Source organism: Pseudoduganella aquatica (genome assembly GCF_009857595.1).
Lineage (GTDB): Bacteria > Pseudomonadota > Gammaproteobacteria > Burkholderiales > Burkholderiaceae_D > Rugamonas > Rugamonas aquatica_A.
Genome location: NZ_WWCU01000020.1, coordinates 41455 through 57805 on the forward strand (window position 1 = coordinate 41455; position 16351 = coordinate 57805).

The following is a 16351-nucleotide window of genomic DNA, read 5'->3' on the forward strand; positions in this document are numbered from 1 at the left end:
ATGACGCCAAAGTCATTTGCAAAGATTGTGTCACGGCTTATAATTTTAATTAACGGAAAGTCATTTACTTTCTGGCCGGAACCATCATAGTGGCAAAGTGCTATCACCGCAATCCACAGCAAAAGGAATTATTGTGTACTCCCTGAAAAAATTGCGTCCCTCCCACGCCCTTGCCGGGCTCACGTTGTGCGCCGCCGCCGTCCTGCTGGCAGGCTGTGGCAAGCCGGCCGAAAAGACCGAAGACATCCGCCCGGTGCGCGCCATTGTGCTGCAAAGCAGCGACATCGATGTGAACGCCGAGTTTTCCGGCGAGGTGAGGGCGCGCGTGGAGTCGCGCCTGGGCTTCCGCGTGCCGGGCAAGATTGTGTCGCGCAGCGTGGACGTGGGTTCGGTGGTGAAGAAGGGCCAGCAGCTGATGCAGCTGGACCCGCAGGATTTGAAGCTGTCGCAGGCGCAGGCGCTGGCCGCGCTGCGGGCGGCGGAAACCTCGCGCGACTTCGCCAAGGCGGAGCTGAAGCGCTACCAGGACCTGAAGGCGCAGAATTTCGTCGCCCAGACCATTTTGGACGGCAAGGACTCGGCGTATAAATCGGCCCAGGCCAATGTCGACGCGGCCCAGGCTGCGTACCGCGCGCAGGCCAACCAGGCCGGCTACGCAGCGCTGGTGTCCGACGTGGACGGCGTGGTGACGGCGGTGGACGCGGAAGCGGGCCAGGTGGTGGCGGCCGGCACGCCGGTTGTGCGCGTGGCGAAGTCGGGCGACAAGGAAATCGTCATCGGCATCCCCGAAGACAAGGTCGATGCGCTGAAAGCCATTTCGGATGTGCAGGTGCGCTTGTGGGCCAGCCCGCAGCACGCGGTGCCCGGCAAGATCCGCGAGATTTCGCCGGCCGCCGACCCTGCCACCCGCACTTACGCCGTCAAAGTCACCATCCCCGCCAGCTTGGGCGAGGCCAAGCTGGGCATGACCGCCGTGGTGCAATTCGCCTCCAAGACCGCGCAACCGCAGATCAAGGTGCCGCTGACGGCGCTGCATTATGAAAAATCCACCACCTCGGTGTGGGTGGTGGAGAACGGCGCAGTGAAGCTGGTGCCGGTGGTACCGGCCGGCGTGGCGGGCAACGACATTGTGCTGGCTTCCGGCGTGAAGGCCGGCCAGACCGTGGTGACGGCGGGTGTGAACGTGCTCAAGCCGGGCCAGAAGGTCCGGATACTGGGCGACGAATTGAGCAAGCCTGAGTTGAGCAAGCCCGTAGCGGCCAATGCGGCCGCCGGAGCTTCCAAATGAAGGACGGCTTCAACCTCTCACGCTGGGCGCTTGAGCACATTCCGCTGACGCGCTACCTGATGGCTGTGCTGCTGCTGGGCGGCATGCTGAGCTACGCCAACCTGGGCCAGGACGAAGACCCGCCGTTCACCTTCCGCGTGATGGTGGTGCGCGCTTTCTGGCCGGGCGCGACCTCGCTGCAGATGGCGCAGCAGGTGACCGACAAGCTGGAAAAGAAGCTCCAGGAAACGCCGCATATCGACGAAATCAGCAGCTACTCCAAGCCCGGCGAAACGCTGATCATGGTGAAGCTGCGCGAGTCCGCGCCGCCGAGCGAGACGGCCGAGGCCTGGTACCAGGTGCGCAAGAAGATAGGCGACATCAAGGGCACTTTGCCGCAAGGCGTGCAGGGGCCGTTCTTCAACGACGAATTCGGCGACACCTACGGTTCCATCTTCGCCCTGTCCGGCGACGGCTTCACCTACGCCGAAATGAAGGACTACGCGGACTTCGTTCGCCAGCAGTTGCTGGGCGTGTCGCAGGTGTCCAAGGTCGAACTGTTCGGCGTGCAGGACGAAAAGGTCAATATCGAGTTCTCGCACAAGAAGTTTGCCCAGCTGGGCATACCTTTCGAGGCCATCGTCAGCCAGATCGCCGCGCAGAACACGGTCGAATCGTCCGGCGTGCTGGTGACGCCGACCGACAACCTGCAAGTGCGCGTCAGCGGCGCCTTCAAGACCGTCAAGGATCTCGAGGAGCTGGAACTGCGCGCCAACGGCACCACCTTCCGCCTGGGCGACTTCGCCACCATCAAGCGCGAATACGACGACCCTCCGACCGAGAAGATGCGCTTCAACGGCAAGGAAGTGATAGGCCTGGGCGTGTCGATGGAGAAGGGCGGCAACATCATCAAGATGGGCCAGAGCATGGAGAAGACCGTGGCCGAGATGAAGGCCAAGCTGCCGGTCGGTATCGAGCTGCAGCGCGTGTCCGATCAGCCGGAGGCGGTCAAGGCCTCGGTGGGTGAGTTCGTGCATACGCTGATCGAGGCGGTGCTGATCGTGCTGGCGGTGAGCTTCGTCTCGCTGGGCATGCACACCAAGCCCAAGTTCCGCCTGGATGCGCGTCCCGGCCTGGTGGTGGCGCTGACCATACCGCTGGTGCTGGCCGTGACCTTCCTGTTCATGCGCATGCTTTCCATCGACCTGCACAAGATTTCGCTGGGCGCGCTGATTATCGCCCTCGGCCTGCTGGTGGATGACGCCATCATCGCCGTGGAAATGATGGTGCGCAAAATGGAGGAGGGCTTCTCGCGCTTCGACGCGGCCACCTTCGCCTACACGTCCACCGCGCTGCCCATGCTGACCGGCACGCTGATTACCGTGGCGGGCTTCCTGCCCATCGGCCTGGCCAAATCGGCGGCGGGCGAGTACACCTTCACGCTGTTTTCGGTGAACGCGCTGGCGCTGATCATTTCCTGGTTCGTGGCGGTGATCTTCACGCCCTACATCGGCTACCTGCTGCTGAAGGTGCAGCCCCATGGCGACGGCCACCACGAGCTGTTCGATACCCCCGGCTACCGCAAATTCCGCGCCGTGGTGAACTGGTGCGTGGACTGGCGCAAGACCACCATCGCCGCCACCCTTGCCATCTTCTTCCTGGGCGTGTACGGCTTCGGCTTTATCGAGAAGCAGTTCTTCCCGGACTCCAGCCGCCCCGAGTTGATGGTCGAGATCTGGATGCCGGAGGGGACGTCCTTCGCCGCCAATGAAAAGCAGGTCAAGAAATTCGAAGCCTATATCCAGAAGCAGGAAGGCGTGGTCAGCGTGACCAGCTACGTCGGCACCGGCAGCCCGCGTTTCTACCTGCCGCTGGACCAGATCTTCCCGCAAACGAACGTGTCGCAATTCGTGGTGCTGCCCAAGGATCTGAAAGCGCGCGAGGCGCTGCGCCAGAAGATCACCGAGCTGTTCAAGGTGGACTTCCCCGAAGTGCGCGGCCGCGTGAAGCTGCTGCCTAACGGCCCGCCCGTGCCGTATCCGGTGCAGTTCCGCGTGAGCGGCGGCGAAGTGGAGAAAGTGCGCGCCATTGCCGACCAGGTGAAGGACATCATGCGCACCAATCCGAACACGCTGGGCGTGAACGACAACTGGAACGAATCCGTGAAAGTGCTGCGCATGGACCTGGACCAGGACAAGATGCGCGCGCTGGGCGTGACCTCGCAAACGGTGATGCGCGCGGCGAACACCATCCTGTCCGGCACCACGGTGGGCCAGTTCCGCGACGGCATCAAGCTGATCGACATCCAGGTGCGCCAGCCGCTGGAGGAGCGCAACACCATCTCCATCCTGAACGACACCAATATTCCTACGCCGAGCGGCAAGTCGGTCACCATAGGCCAGCTGGCGCGCGTGCATTTCGTGTGGGAGCCGGGCGTGGTGTGGCGCGAAGGCCGCGAATGGGCGATTACCGTGCAGTCGGATGTTGCGGAAGGAATACAAGGCCCCACCGTGACCGGCCAGATCGATCCCAGGCTGAACGAGCTGCGCAAGAACCTGCCGGCCGGCTACCGCATCGACGTCAAGGGCGCGGCGTCCGACAGCAGCGAGGCGGAGGCGTCGATTTCGGCCAACCTGCCGCTGGCGATCTTTATCATCTTCACGCTGCTGATGCTGCAACTGCACAGTTTCTCGCGCGCGCTGCTGGTCTTCCTCACCGGCCCGCTGGGTGTGGCCGGCGCGGCGGCGGCCTTGCTGCTGCTGGGGCGTCCGCTGGGCTTTGTGGCGAACCTGGGCATTATTGCGCTGTTCGGCATGATCATCCGCAATTCGGTGATCCTGGTGGACCAGATCGAGCAGGACATCAAGTCCGGCGTTGCGCCGTGGGACGCCATCGTGGAATCGGCGGTGCGGCGCTGCCGGCCGATTATCCTGACGGCGGCCGCAGCGGCGCTGGCCATGATACCGCTGTCGCGTTCCGTGTTCTGGGGGCCGATGGCGGTGGCCATCATGGGCGGGCTGATACTGGCCACGGCGCTGACGCTGCTGTTCCTGCCGGCGCTGTATGCGGCATGGTTCCGCGTCAAAAAGCCTGCGCAAACGTGACGCCGGCGGGTTACGCGCTCGCGCGCTAACCCGCCCTACGTGCCAATCGCGGACCTCGAAATGTCATAGGGCGGGTTAGGCGGCACGCCGTAACCCGCCGCCAATGCGTGCAAATTGCAGAGGAATCAAGGCATTACATTTTTAATGTTGTGTTTGAGTTAAAAAACCCTTCCGTACTCGGAAAAAAACAGTAAAATACCGCGTTGAAGTTGAAAGCCCCTGCTGAGGCGGGGTGGGGCGGCCCCTTTTCAATGGACCTTTATTGAAAACGGCCCGCCCTTTGCTTTTGTACAAATACGCCGCGAGGATGGCGAAATTGGTAGACGCACCAGGTTTAGGTCCTGACGCCAGCAATGGTGTGGGGGTTCGAGTCCCCCTCCTCGCACCACAGTATTCTTTATATTTTTTGGACGATTTTTACATGGCAACTGCAGTCGAAACCCTGGGCAAACTCGAACGTCGTATCACGATCTCCTTCCCGCTGAGCGAAGTCCGCACGGAAGTTGAGAAGCGCCTGAAAGTGCAAGCCAAGTCGGCTAAGGCACCAGGCTTCCGTCCTGGCAAAGTGCCCATGAAAATGGTCGCCGCACAATTCGGTTATCAGATCGAAACCGAAGTGCTGAACGATAAGGTCGGCCGCGCCTTCAACGACGCCGCCAACGCAGCGGAACTGCGCGTAGCAGGCTACCCGCGCATCGAACCGAAGAACGATTCGCCTGAAGGCCAGCTGGCCTTCGACGCAACGTTCGAAGTGTACCCGGAAGTCGTCATCGGCGACCTGTCCACCGTTGAAATCGAAACCGTGAAAGCCGAAGTGTCGGACGCGGAAATCGACAAGACCATCGAAATCCTGCGCAAGCAGCGCGTGCACTTCCACACCAAAGGCGAAGCCGGCGAACACGGCGACGGCGGTGCTCCTATCGCAGCCAATGGCGACAAAGTGACCGTGGACTTCGTCGGCTCGATCGACGGCGTGGAATTCCCAGGCGGCAAAGCTGAAGACTACCCGTTCGTGCTGGGCGAAGGCCGCATGCTGCCTGAGTTCGAAGCCGCAACCGTAGGCCTGAAAGTCGGCGAATCCAAGACCTTCGACCTGGCTTTCCCAGAGGATTACCATGGCAAGGACGTGGCCGGCAAAACCGCCCAGTTCACCATCACCCTGAAACAGCTGGAATGGGCGCACCTGCCGGAAGTCGACGCTGAATTCGCCAAATCGCTGGGCGTAGCCGACGGCGACCTGGCCAAAATGCGCGAAGACATCAAAGTCAACCTGGAACGCGAAGTGACCGGCCGTGTGAAAGCACGCAACAAGGAAGCCGTGATGGATGCGCTGGTCAAGTCCGCCACCCTGGACGTGCCGCAAGCCCTGATCGCCCAGGACACCGAGCGCCTGGCCGAAATGACCCGCCAGGACATGGCTCAGCGCGGCATGAACGTCAAAGACGTGCCATTCCCGCCGGAACTGTTCGCCGACAAGGCCGAGCGCCGCGTGCGCCTGGGCCTGATCCTGTCGCAGCTGGTCAACGAGAACAAACTGCAAGCGCTGCCTGAGCAAGTCAAAGCGCAAGTGGAAGATTTCGCCCAAAGCTACGAAGACCCGCGCGAAGTGCTGAAGTACTACTACAGCGACCGCCGCCGTCTGGCTGAAGTCGAAGCCCTTGTATTAGAAGAAAACGTCGTTAACTTCGTTCTGGGCCTGTCGAAAACCACGTCGAAAGCTGTTGCCTTCGACGAGCTGATGGGAAGCAACGCGCAAGCGTAATCCAGCTTCAGAGAAGCTGCATCAAAGGAATAAAGCATGATGAACCGTAATCCGGCACTCGACACCGAAATGCTCGGCCTGGTGCCGATGGTGATTGAACAAAGCGGCCGAGGCGAGCGCTCGTATGATATTTACTCGCGCCTGCTGAAGGAGCGCGTGATTTTCATGGTAGGTCCCGTCAACGACCAGATGGCCAATCTGATCGTTGCCCAGCTGCTGTTCCTGGAAAGCGAAAATCCGGACAAGGATATCTCGCTCTACATCAACTCTCCTGGCGGTTCGGTTTCGGCCGGCCTGGCGATCTACGACACGATGCAGTTCATCAAGCCGGACGTGTCCACCCTGTGCACCGGCATGGCGGCGTCGATGGGCGCCTTCCTGCTGGCGGCAGGCGCGAAGGGCAAGCGTTTCTCGCTGCCTAACTCGCGCATCATGATTCACCAGCCTTCCGGCGGCTCGCAGGGCATGGCTTCGGACATCGAAATCCAGGCCAAGGAAATCCTCTACCTGCGCCATCGCCTGAACTCGATCATGGCCGAACGCACCGGCCAGACGGTGGAACAGATCGCCAAGGACACCGACCGCGACCGATTCCTGTCCGCCGAGGAGGCCACCGAATACGGCCTGATCGACAAAGTGTTGACCAGCCGCGGCTAATGCGTCCTCAGCGCTGAGAACCAAAAAAGACGCCCGGACGCTACAACGTTCCGGGCGTTTCTTTTTTATTTCAGGTAGCATGTGCTATGTACGCCGCCGCAGAGTTTGCTTCGCGGCATGCAGCAGCACCAATATTGCAACTACTTAAACAAGTCCCATGTCCGAGAAAAAATCCTCCAGCGGCGAAAAACTCCTCTACTGCTCGTTCTGCGGCAAGAGCCAGCACGAGGTCAAGAAGCTGATCGCCGGCCCGTCCGTCTTCATCTGCGACGAATGCATCGACTTGTGCAACGACATCATCCGTGACGAGACGTCCAGCATCGAGTCGGTCACCGGCGCCAAGTCCGACCTGCCGACCCCGCACGAAATCAAGGAATTGCTGGACCAGTACGTCATCGGCCAGCAGACCGCCAAGCGCATCCTGTCGGTTGCGGTGTACAACCATTACAAGCGTCTGAAGCACCTGGGCAAGAAGGATGACATCGAACTGGCCAAGAGCAACATCTTGCTGGTCGGTCCTACCGGCTCGGGCAAGACCCTGCTGGCGCAGACCCTGGCCCGCATGCTCAACGTGCCGTTCGTGATCGCCGACGCCACCACCCTGACCGAAGCCGGCTACGTGGGCGAAGACGTCGAGAACATCATCCAGAAGCTGCTGCAAAGCTGCAACTACGATGTGGAAAAGGCCCAGCGCGGCATCGTCTACATCGACGAGATCGACAAGATTTCGCGCAAGTCCGACAATCCGTCCATCACGCGCGACGTGTCGGGCGAGGGCGTGCAGCAGGCGCTGCTGAAGCTGATCGAGGGCACCATGGCCTCGGTGCCTCCGCAGGGCGGCCGCAAGCACCCGAACCAGGACTTCGTGCAGATCGACACCACCAACATCATGTTCATCTGCGGCGGCGCCTTCGACGGCCTGGCCAAGATCATCTCCAACCGTTCGGAGAAGAGCGGCATCGGCTTCTCGGCCACCGTCAAGAGCAAGGAGCAGCGCGCTGCCTCCGAGATCCTGATGGAAGCGGAACCGGAAGACCTGATCAAGTTCGGCCTGATCCCCGAGCTGGTGGGCCGTCTGCCTGTGGTGGCTACGCTGGCCGAGCTGACCGAGGAAGCGCTGATCCAGATCCTGGTCGAGCCGAAGAACGCCCTGGTCAAGCAGTACAGCAAGCTGCTGGACATGGAAGGCTCCGAGCTGGAGATCCGCCCGGCCGCACTGCACGCCATCGCCAAGAAGGCGCTGGCCCGCAAGACCGGCGCGCGCGGCCTGCGCTCCATCCTGGAACACGCATTGCTGGACGTGATGTATGAACTGCCAAATGAGCAGAATGTGAGCAAAGTGGTGATTGATGAAAATACCATCACCAGCGGCGCGAAACCCTTGCTCATTTATCAGGAAAGCCCAAAAGCCTCTGGTGAAAATTAAATAAGTACTGCACACATGCGCAAAATTCGTTTTGCATCCATGGGGCAAGGCGGTACAATTTAAATCAATAAGAGAATGCAGGCTTCATTCGGAAAGCCACACGCGATGCCTGCGTCGCGCGTGGCTTTTTTATTTGAGTTTGCATATTTTTATAGCACGGCAGGATTCTCAGCTGAATTGTTAAGAATTATTATCTGCCGGGTCTTGTGATTTGGCATCTTTGCGCCAATATCTGCAACACGCTTTCACATAAGGTACGCCATGACAACTTCCAAATTAACTGAGCAAACTCAACTGCCGTTATTGCCGCTGCGGGATGTTGTAGTTTTCCCGCATATGGTGATACCGCTGTTTGTAGGTCGCCCCAAGTCGATCAAGGCGCTGGAAGCCGCGATGGAGCAGGGCAAGAGCATCATGCTCGCCGCCCAGAAAGCTGCCGCCAAGGACGAACCTTCTGCTTCCGATATTTATGAAATCGGTTGCGTGGCCAACATCCTGCAGATGCTGAAACTGCCGGACGGCACCGTCAAGGTGCTGGTCGAGGGCGCCCAGCGCGCCCGTATCAACAAAATCACCGACACGCCGACGCACTTCGTGGCCGACCTGACCCCGCTCGATTCCGAGGTGGGCGACGATTCGGAAATCGAAGCGATGCGCCGCGCCATCGTCCAGCAGTTCGACCAGTACGTCAAACTGAACAAAAAGATTCCACCGGAGATCCTGGCTTCGCTGTCCGGCATCGACGACGCCGGCCGCCTGGCCGACACCGTGGCTGCCCACCTGCCGCTCAAGCTTGAGCAGAAGCAGGTGATCCTGGAGATCTTCAACGTCGCCAAGCGCCTGGAGCACCTGCTCGGCCAGCTGGAAGGCGAGCTCGATATCCTGCAGGTGGAAAAGCGCATCCGTGGCCGCGTCAAGCGCCAGATGGAGAAGTCGCAGCGCGAGTACTACCTGAACGAGCAGGTCAAAGCCATCCAGAAGGAACTGGGCGAGGGCGAAGACGGCGCGGACCTGGACGAGCTGGAAAAGAAAGTCGCTGCCGCCAAGATGCCGAAAGAGGCGCTGGACAAGGCCAACGCCGAGCTGAAAAAGCTCAAGCTGATGTCGCCGATGTCGGCCGAAGCCACCGTGGTGCGCAACTACATCGACACCCTGGTCGGCCTGCCCTGGAAGAAGAAATCCAAGGTCAACAACGACCTGGCGAACGCCGAGAAAGTGCTCGAGGGCGACCACTACGGCCTGGACAAGGTCAAAGAACGCATCCTGGAATACCTCGCGGTGCAGCAGCGCGTGGACAAGCTGAAGGCGCCCATCCTGTGCTTCGTCGGGCCTCCGGGCGTGGGCAAGACCTCGCTGGGCCAGTCCATCGCCCGCGCCACGAACCGCAAGTTCGTGCGCATGGCCCTGGGCGGCGTGCGCGACGAAGCCGAGATACGCGGCCACCGCCGTACCTACATCGGCTCCATGCCGGGCAAGGTGCTGCAGTCGCTGGCGAAAGTCGGCGTGCGCAATCCGCTGTTCCTGCTGGACGAAATCGACAAGATGGGCGCGGACTTCCGCGGCGATCCGTCGTCGGCCCTGCTGGAGGTGCTGGACCCTGAGCAGAACCACACCTTCTCGGACCACTACATCGAAGTGGACTTCGACCTGAGCGACGTGATGTTCGTGGCGACCTCGAACTCGTACAACATCCCGCCGGCCCTGCTGGACCGCATGGAAGTGATACGCCTGTCGGGCTACACGGAAGACGAGAAAACCAACATCTCGCAGCGCTACCTGCTGCCGAAACAGATCAAGAACAACGGTCTGAAGGAAGAAGAGATCTCGGTATCGGAAGCCGCGCTGCGCGACATCATCCGCTACTACACCCGCGAAGCCGGCGTGCGCTCGCTGGAACGCGAAGTGTCCAAGATCTGCCGCAAGGTAGTGAAGATGCTGCTGCTGAAGAAGACCGAGAAGAAGGTCGCCGTGACGCCGAAAAACCTGGACAAGTTCCTGGGCGTGCGCCGCTACGACTTCGGCGTGGCCGAGAAGGAAAACCAGGTGGGCCAGGTGGTCGGTCTGGCATGGACCGAGGTGGGCGGCGATCTGCTGACCATCGAGGCCATGACCATGCCGGGCAAGGGCAACGTGATCCGCACCGGCACGCTGGGCGACGTGATGAAGGAGTCGATCGAAGCGGCGCGCACCGTGGTGCGCAGCCGTGCCAGCCGCCTGGGCATCAAGTCCGAGGTGTTCGAGAAGAGCGATATCCACATCCACGTGCCGGAAGGCGCGACGCCGAAGGACGGTCCTTCCGCAGGCATCGGCATGACGACCGCGCTGGTGTCCATCTTCACGGGCATCCCGGTGCGCGCAGACGTGGCGATGACGGGCGAAATCACGCTGCGCGGCGAAGTGCTGCCGATCGGCGGCCTGAAGGAGAAGCTGCTGGCGGCGCATCGCGGCGGCATCAAGACGGTGCTGATCCCCGAGCAGAACGTGAAGGACCTGGCCGAAATTCCGGACAACGTGAAGAACAAGCTGGAAATCGTGCCGGTGCGCTGGATCGACAAAGTGCTGGAAATCGCACTCGAGCGCCAGCCGGAAGCCATCGTGGAAACCCCTCCGGTGGAGGCGGTGGCGGCGGCGGCAGCCAAGGTTGACGGCCAGGGCGAAGTGGTCAAGCACTAAGCCCGGCTCGCATAAATTGTCCGTTTGACCATAAACAGGCGCCGAAATGGCGCCTGTTTCAATTTTTACTGTGGTTTTGTACTGTGTTTCCCTTGACACAAGGTTGCAACGGCTTGTTTAATACGGCCTGAGATTTTCTCTGCCGTATAAAAACGGTATAAACGATATAAACCTTTGTGACGGGGAAGCTTGTGAACAAGACTGAATTGATCGACCATATTGCCACTTCCGCTGACATCTCGAAAGCGGCTGCTGCGCGCGCACTGGATGCGGTGATCGATGGCGTAACTACTACTCTGGCTAAGAACGACAGCGTCACCCTGGTCGGCTTTGGCACTTTCTCCGTGAGCGAACGCGCTGCCCGCACCGGCCGCAATCCGCGCACGAAAGAAGAAATCGTGATCGAAGCAGCTAAAGTTCCTAAATTTAAAGCTGGCAAAGCTTTGAAGGATGCAGTAAACTAACGGACTTCGGTGAGCCGCTGGCTCACTGGAGCGGTTTGATTGGGCGCTTAGCTCAGTTGGTAGAGCGGAGCCCTTACAAGGCTTAGGTCGGGAGTTCGAGCCTCTCAGCGCCCACCAGTCAAGCCAAGCGCAGTAACAGTGATGCTGTACCTGTATTTGCTGGAGCGGTAGTTCAGTTGGTTAGAATACCGGCCTGTCACGCCGGGGGTCGCGGGTTCGAGTCCCGTCCGCTCCGCCAACAAATACATATAAACATCTGACCAGGAGCGGTAGTTCAGTTGGTTAGAATACCGGCCTGTCACGCCGGGGGTCGCGGGTTCGAGTCCCGTCCGCTCCGCCAAGAATATGGAAGCCCCTGCAGCTGAAAAGTTGCAGGGGCTTTTTCATTTTTGCCATGCTTGCCGTTTTCTCAAAACTGTGCCTTGCTATAGAGCGGCACGGCGCTGTAAAATCGCGACGGAATATTTCCTCTCTAAGAATTGGCGGACCATGTTTGAATTTATACGCACGCATCAAAAGCTGATGCAGATTTTACTGGCGCTCCTGATCGTGCCGTCGTTTGTGTTCGTCGGCGTGGCCGGCTACAACAACTCCGGCGACCAGGCCAATATCGTGGCCAAGGTCGGCGACCAGTCGATTAGCCGCCAGGAATGGGAGTCCGCGCAGCGCAGCCAGCTCGACAGCCTGCGCCAGCGTATGGGCGCGCAGTTCGACCAGAAGCTGATCGACACCCCCGAGTTCAAACAGAACGTGCTCGAGCGCCTGGTGGCCGAGCGCGCCATCGCCGCCGAAATGGTGCGCAGCCACCTGACCGTGGCCGACAGCGTGCTGCAGAAGCAGAACCTGGAAAACCCGGCCCTGCGCAAGGAAGACGGCAGCTTCGACATGGAGCGCTACAAGGCGCTGCTGGCCGCGCAAGGCCTGTCGCCGGCCGCGTACGACGCCCAGCGCCGCCGCGAGATGTCCATGCAGCAGCTGCTGGGCGCCGTGCAGGAAACCGGCATCGTGCCGCGCGCCGTCGCCAAGCAGATCTCCGATTTCGGCGCCCAGGAACGCGAAGTGCAGGAACAGCTGTTCCCGGCCGCGCAATACCTGGCGCAAGTCAAAGTCACCGACGAGATGGTGAAAGCCTTCTACGACAAGAACAGCAAGCTGTTCGAAGTGCCTGAGCAGGCCAAGATCGAATACGTGGTGTTCAGCGCCGCCGCCGTGGCCGACCAGGTCACCGTCAGCGACGCCGAAGTGGCAGCCTACTACGAAGCCAACAAGGCCCGCTTCAGCAGCGCCGAATCGCGCCGCGCCAGCCACATCCTGGTCACCGTGGGCAAGGACGCCAGCGCCGCCGACAAGGCAGCCGCCAAAGCCAAAGCCGAAGCCATCCTGGCCGACGTGAAAAAGAACCCGGCCGACTTCGCCAAGATCGCCAAGGCCAAGTCGCAGGATCCATCGTCGGCCGAGCAGGGCGGCGACCTGAACGAACTGGAAAAAGGCTCGCTGCCGAAAGCGCTGGAAGACAAAGCCTTCAGCATGAAGCAGGGCGAGATCGCCGGTCCTGTGGAAACCGAGTTCGGCTACCACGTCATCACCATCACCGCGCTCAAGCCGGTCGCCACCAAGCCGCTGGATGAAGTGAAAGACAGCATTGCCGCCGACCTGAAAAAGCAGAAAGCCGGCAAGCAGTACTCGGAAATGGCCGAGTCCTTCACCAACACCGTGTACGAGCAGTCCGACAGCCTGAAACCGGCCGCCGACAAGCTCAAGCTGAAAGTGGAAACCGCCGAGCACATCACGCGCAACCCATCGCCGGCACTGGGCACGGCGCCGTACAACAACGCCAAGTTCCTGACCGCGCTGTTCTCGTCCGAATCGCTGAAAAACAAGCGCAACACCGAAGCGGTGGAAGTGGCGCCGGCAACGCTGGTCGCTGGCCGCATCGTCGAATTCAAGCCTGCGGCCAAGCGCCCGCTGGCTGAAGTCGACGCAGCGATCCGCCAGCGCGTGACGGCCGAAGAAGCCGTCAAGCTGGCGCACAAGGAAGGCGAAGCCAAGATGGCCGCCGCCAAAGCCAGCGGCAGTGCCGAAGGCTACGGCCCTGCGCAGATCGTCTCGCGCGCCGACGGCAAGGGCCTGAGCCCTGTCGTGCTGGCCGAAGTGATGAAGGCCGACACCAGCAAGCTGCCGGCCTACGTGGGCGTGGACGTGCCGGGCGCAGGCTACGGCGTCTACCGCATCGGAAAAGTGCAGCAGCCCGCCGCACAAGACGAAGCGCGCCGCAAGAGCGAGCAGGAGCAGATCACCAGCATCGTCGCCGAGCAAGAGATGGCAGCCTACATTGACGCGATCAAGCAAAAATCCAAGGTCAAGATCCTGGCCAAGGCCGAGACGGCAAAAACCGACGAGGCCAAATAAACCAGATGCCGCCCCCGGGCGGCATTTTTTATTGCCATGACGTAAAAAGACCCAAAAAGGGGTCAGGGTTAATTATTTAAATAATTAACCCTGACCCCTTTTTTTGCTTTTTTGAGGTTTGGAAACTATCCGGCGGGGTGGAGCTGGCGGGCGGCGGCGAGCAGGTCGTCCGGGGCGATGCCGGGGAGCTCGAGCACCAGGGCGTCGGCGATGCGGGGGAAGTTGCGGGCGATGGAGCGGGTGTAGGCGGGGTCGTAGTGCTCGGCCAGCAGGGCGTCCACCAGCTCGGCCATGCGGCCTGCGCTGGCCAGGGCTTGCCAGTTGCTGATCTTTTCACGGCCGTGCAAGGTCGCCAGGTAGCCCAGCTGCTCGTTGAGCGGGCCGGCGTCCTGGATGTAGTGCTGGTAGTCTTCCATCAGCAGCTGCACGCGGTGCGCGCGCGACAGCTGCAGCGAGATGCAGCCGGCGGCGCGGATCTGCTCCATCAGCGCACCCGGCACGCGCAGCGCGCCGACTTTCTTGCTTTCGGATTCCACGAAGACCGGCTTGGCCGGGTCGAAGCGGTGCAGCCGCTCCCAGATGGCGGTCTCGAAGGCTTTCTGCGAGGGCTGCGGCTGGCTGGGCAGGCCGCCCAGCACGGAGCCGCGGTGGGCGGCCAGCTGTTCCAGGTCCAGCACTTGCGCGCCTATCGCGTCCAGCGTCTGCAGCAGGCGGCTCTTGCCGCTGCCGGTGGTGCCGCACACCACGCGGTAGTCCAACGCGGGCGGCTGCTCCAGCGCGGTGCTGACGTACTGGCGGAAGTCCTTGTAGCCGCCTTCCAGCTGCACCACCGGCCAGCCTATCTTGGCCAGGATGTGGGCCAGCGAGCCGCTGCGGTTGCCGCCGCGCCAGCAGTACACCAGCGGCGTCCATTCGCGCGGCTTGTCCAGCCAGAGCGCGTCGATATGCTTGCTGATGTTGCGGGCCACCATGGCGGCGCCCATTTTGCGCGCTTCGAAGGAGCTGACTTGCTTGTACGTGGTGCCGACCTGGATGCGCTCTTCGTCGTCCAGCACCGGGCAGTTGATGGCGCCGGGCAGGTGGTCGAGCGCGTATTCGGACGGGCTGCGCGCGTCGATGATGGCGTCGAACTGGTCCAGGCGGTGGGCGAGGTCGGCGAAGCGCAGGATTTCAGGGTATTTCATTGTGTGTTTATTTCGCTTTCAGCAGCGGCTGCAAATGCGGCCAGATATTGCCCAGGATGATGGGGTGCGCGGCCGCCAGCGGGTGCAGGCGGTCGGGCTGGAACAGTTCGCTCTTGTCGGCCACGCCGTCGAGCATGAAGGGGGCCAGCGGGGCTTTCACGTCCTTGCTCAGCAGGCCGAACATGGCGAAGAATTTGTCGGCGTAGTCGCGGCCGTAGTTGGGCGGCATGCGCATGCCCACCAGCAGCACCTGCGCGCCGGCGCCACGCGCGTCCTTGACCATGGCGCGCAGGTTGGCTTCCGCCGCCGGCACGGGCAGGCCGCGCAGGCCGTCGTTGGCGCCCAGTTCGATCACCACGATGGATGGCTGGTGCTTGCTCAGCAGCGCGGGCAGGCGGGTGCGGCCGCCGCTGGTGGTCTCGCCGCTTACGCTGGCGTTGACGATGCGCGCGTCTATCTTCTGGGCCTGCAGCTTTTGCTCCAGCAGCGCCACCCAGCCGGCGCCGCGCGCCAGGCCGTATTCGGCGGACAAGCTGTCGCCTACCACCAGTATGGTTTTTGGTGCAGAATAGGCGTTCGCGGCGGCGCTGAACAAGAACAGCGCCACCACCGGCAGCCACAAAGCCTCACGTATTTTTTTCAAGAAGACCATGCCTGAATTTCCTAAAGCGTCCAGCAATTTCATTCCGGATTCGCCGTCCATGTCGGGCGGCGGCAAGGTGCAGGCCAGCGTGCCCGCCCAGGCGGCCATCGTGGTGGCGGGGCTGAGCAAGCGCGTGGCCGATGCCAGCGGCGAGCTGACCATCCTGCACAGCGTGGATTTTACCGTGCAAAAGGCCGAGACGCTTGCCATCGTTGGGGCTTCCGGTTCGGGCAAGTCGACTTTGCTGGGCTTGCTGGCCGGGCTGGACTCGCCCAGCACCGGCAGCGTGCACCTGGACGGCAGCGATATCTATGCGCTGGACGAGGACGGCCGCGCCGCCGTGCGCAAGGAGAAGCTGGGTTTTGTGTTCCAGTCCTTCCAGCTGCTGGCGCACCTGACGGCGGTGGAGAATGTGATGCTGCCGCTGGAACTGGCGGGCGATGCGGATGCGCGCGCCAAGGCCGAGGCGATGCTGGGCCGGGTGGGGCTGTCCAGCCGCTTGAAGCACTATCCCAAGTATCTGTCCGGCGGCGAGCAGCAGCGCGTGGCGCTGGCGCGGGCTTTTGTCGGCGAACCGCCGCTGCTGTTTGCAGACGAGCCCACCGGCTCGCTGGACGCGGCCACCGGCGAGGCGGTCATCCAGCTGATGTTTGAGCTGAACCGTGAACACGGCTCCACGCTGGTGCTGGTGACGCACGATCCGTCGATAGCGGCCCGCTGCGGCCGCGTTATCACGATCGCGGCCGGGCGCATCGTCTAGTC

The 16351-nt window shown here is 61.6% G+C and carries 11 protein-coding genes and 4 tRNA genes; 13 read left to right on the forward strand and 2 right to left on the reverse strand.

The features are described from left to right. Nucleotides 1-133: 133 nt before the first annotated feature. The 12 genes from GTP77_RS17570 (at nucleotide 134) to GTP77_RS17625 (ending at nucleotide 13762) form a co-directional block, all read left to right on the forward strand. A complete protein-coding gene (locus tag GTP77_RS17570; protein WP_228892478.1) occupies nucleotides 134-1288 on the forward strand; it encodes an efflux RND transporter periplasmic adaptor subunit in 1155 nt (384 codons plus the stop codon). After that, the gene (locus tag GTP77_RS17575; protein ID WP_161073448.1) at nucleotides 1285-4371 is read left to right on the forward strand and encodes an efflux RND transporter permease subunit; all 3087 of its coding nucleotides are present in this window, start codon (nucleotides 1285-1287) and stop codon (nucleotides 4369-4371) included. Before GTP77_RS17570 ends, GTP77_RS17575 begins: the two co-directional genes overlap by 4 nt. Nucleotides 4372-4672: 301 nt before the next feature. After that, nucleotides 4673-4759, forward strand: a tRNA-Leu gene (locus GTP77_RS17580). A gap of 33 nt (nucleotides 4760-4792) precedes the next feature. Continuing rightward, nucleotides 4793-6133, forward strand: coding sequence for a trigger factor (gene tig, locus GTP77_RS17585; protein ID WP_161073449.1), 1341 nt, complete (start codon nucleotides 4793-4795; stop codon nucleotides 6131-6133). A gap of 39 nt (nucleotides 6134-6172) precedes the next feature. Beyond that, a complete protein-coding gene (gene clpP, locus GTP77_RS17590) occupies nucleotides 6173-6790 on the forward strand; it encodes an ATP-dependent Clp endopeptidase proteolytic subunit ClpP (protein WP_161073499.1) in 618 nt (205 codons plus the stop codon). A 157-nt stretch (nucleotides 6791-6947) separates the two neighbouring features. Next, complete coding sequence (clpX, locus tag GTP77_RS17595) at nucleotides 6948-8216, forward strand: ATP-dependent Clp protease ATP-binding subunit ClpX (protein WP_057156650.1); 1269 nt, start codon at nucleotides 6948-6950, stop codon at nucleotides 8214-8216. Between the two features lie 261 nt (nucleotides 8217-8477). Continuing rightward, nucleotides 8478-10889, forward strand: a complete 2412-nt coding sequence (gene lon, locus GTP77_RS17600; RefSeq protein ID WP_161073450.1) for an endopeptidase La — start codon at nucleotides 8478-8480, stop codon at nucleotides 10887-10889. A gap of 176 nt (nucleotides 10890-11065) precedes the next feature. After that, nucleotides 11066-11353: an HU family DNA-binding protein gene (locus GTP77_RS17605; protein ID WP_321170254.1), complete on the forward strand. Its 288-nt coding sequence runs from the start codon at nucleotides 11066-11068 to the stop codon at nucleotides 11351-11353. A gap of 41 nt (nucleotides 11354-11394) precedes the next feature. Next, nucleotides 11395-11470: transfer RNA gene (locus tag GTP77_RS17610), tRNA-Val, on the forward strand. Nucleotides 11471-11514: 44 nt separating this feature from the next. Further along, nucleotides 11515-11591 (forward strand) — tRNA-Asp (locus tag GTP77_RS17615). Nucleotides 11592-11616: 25 nt separating this feature from the next. Continuing rightward, a tRNA-Asp gene (locus GTP77_RS17620) sits at nucleotides 11617-11693 on the forward strand. A gap of 149 nt (nucleotides 11694-11842) precedes the next feature. Further along, nucleotides 11843-13762: a SurA N-terminal domain-containing protein gene (locus GTP77_RS17625; protein ID WP_161073452.1), complete on the forward strand. Its 1920-nt coding sequence runs from the start codon at nucleotides 11843-11845 to the stop codon at nucleotides 13760-13762. Between the two features lie 125 nt (nucleotides 13763-13887). Here GTP77_RS17625 and mnmH read toward each other — a convergent pair whose 3' ends face one another. Both mnmH and GTP77_RS17635 read right to left on the reverse strand, forming a co-directional pair. Continuing rightward, on the reverse strand, nucleotides 13888-14946 hold the full coding sequence (gene mnmH, locus GTP77_RS17630; protein WP_161073453.1) for a tRNA 2-selenouridine(34) synthase MnmH: 1059 nt from the start codon (nucleotides 14944-14946) through the stop codon (nucleotides 13888-13890). A gap of 7 nt (nucleotides 14947-14953) precedes the next feature. Next, nucleotides 14954-15598 carry an arylesterase gene (locus tag GTP77_RS17635; RefSeq protein ID WP_228892482.1) on the reverse strand — a complete coding sequence of 215 codons (645 nt, stop codon included), beginning with the start codon at nucleotides 15596-15598 and terminating at the stop codon, nucleotides 14954-14956. Nucleotides 15599-15647: 49 nt separating this feature from the next. Here GTP77_RS17635 and GTP77_RS17640 point away from each other — a divergent pair, with 49 nt between their 5' ends. Further along, entirely contained in the window at nucleotides 15648-16349 is a 702-nt protein-coding gene (locus tag GTP77_RS17640; RefSeq protein WP_187358755.1) for an ABC transporter ATP-binding protein, read from the forward strand. Nucleotides 16350-16351 lie beyond the last annotated feature (2 nt).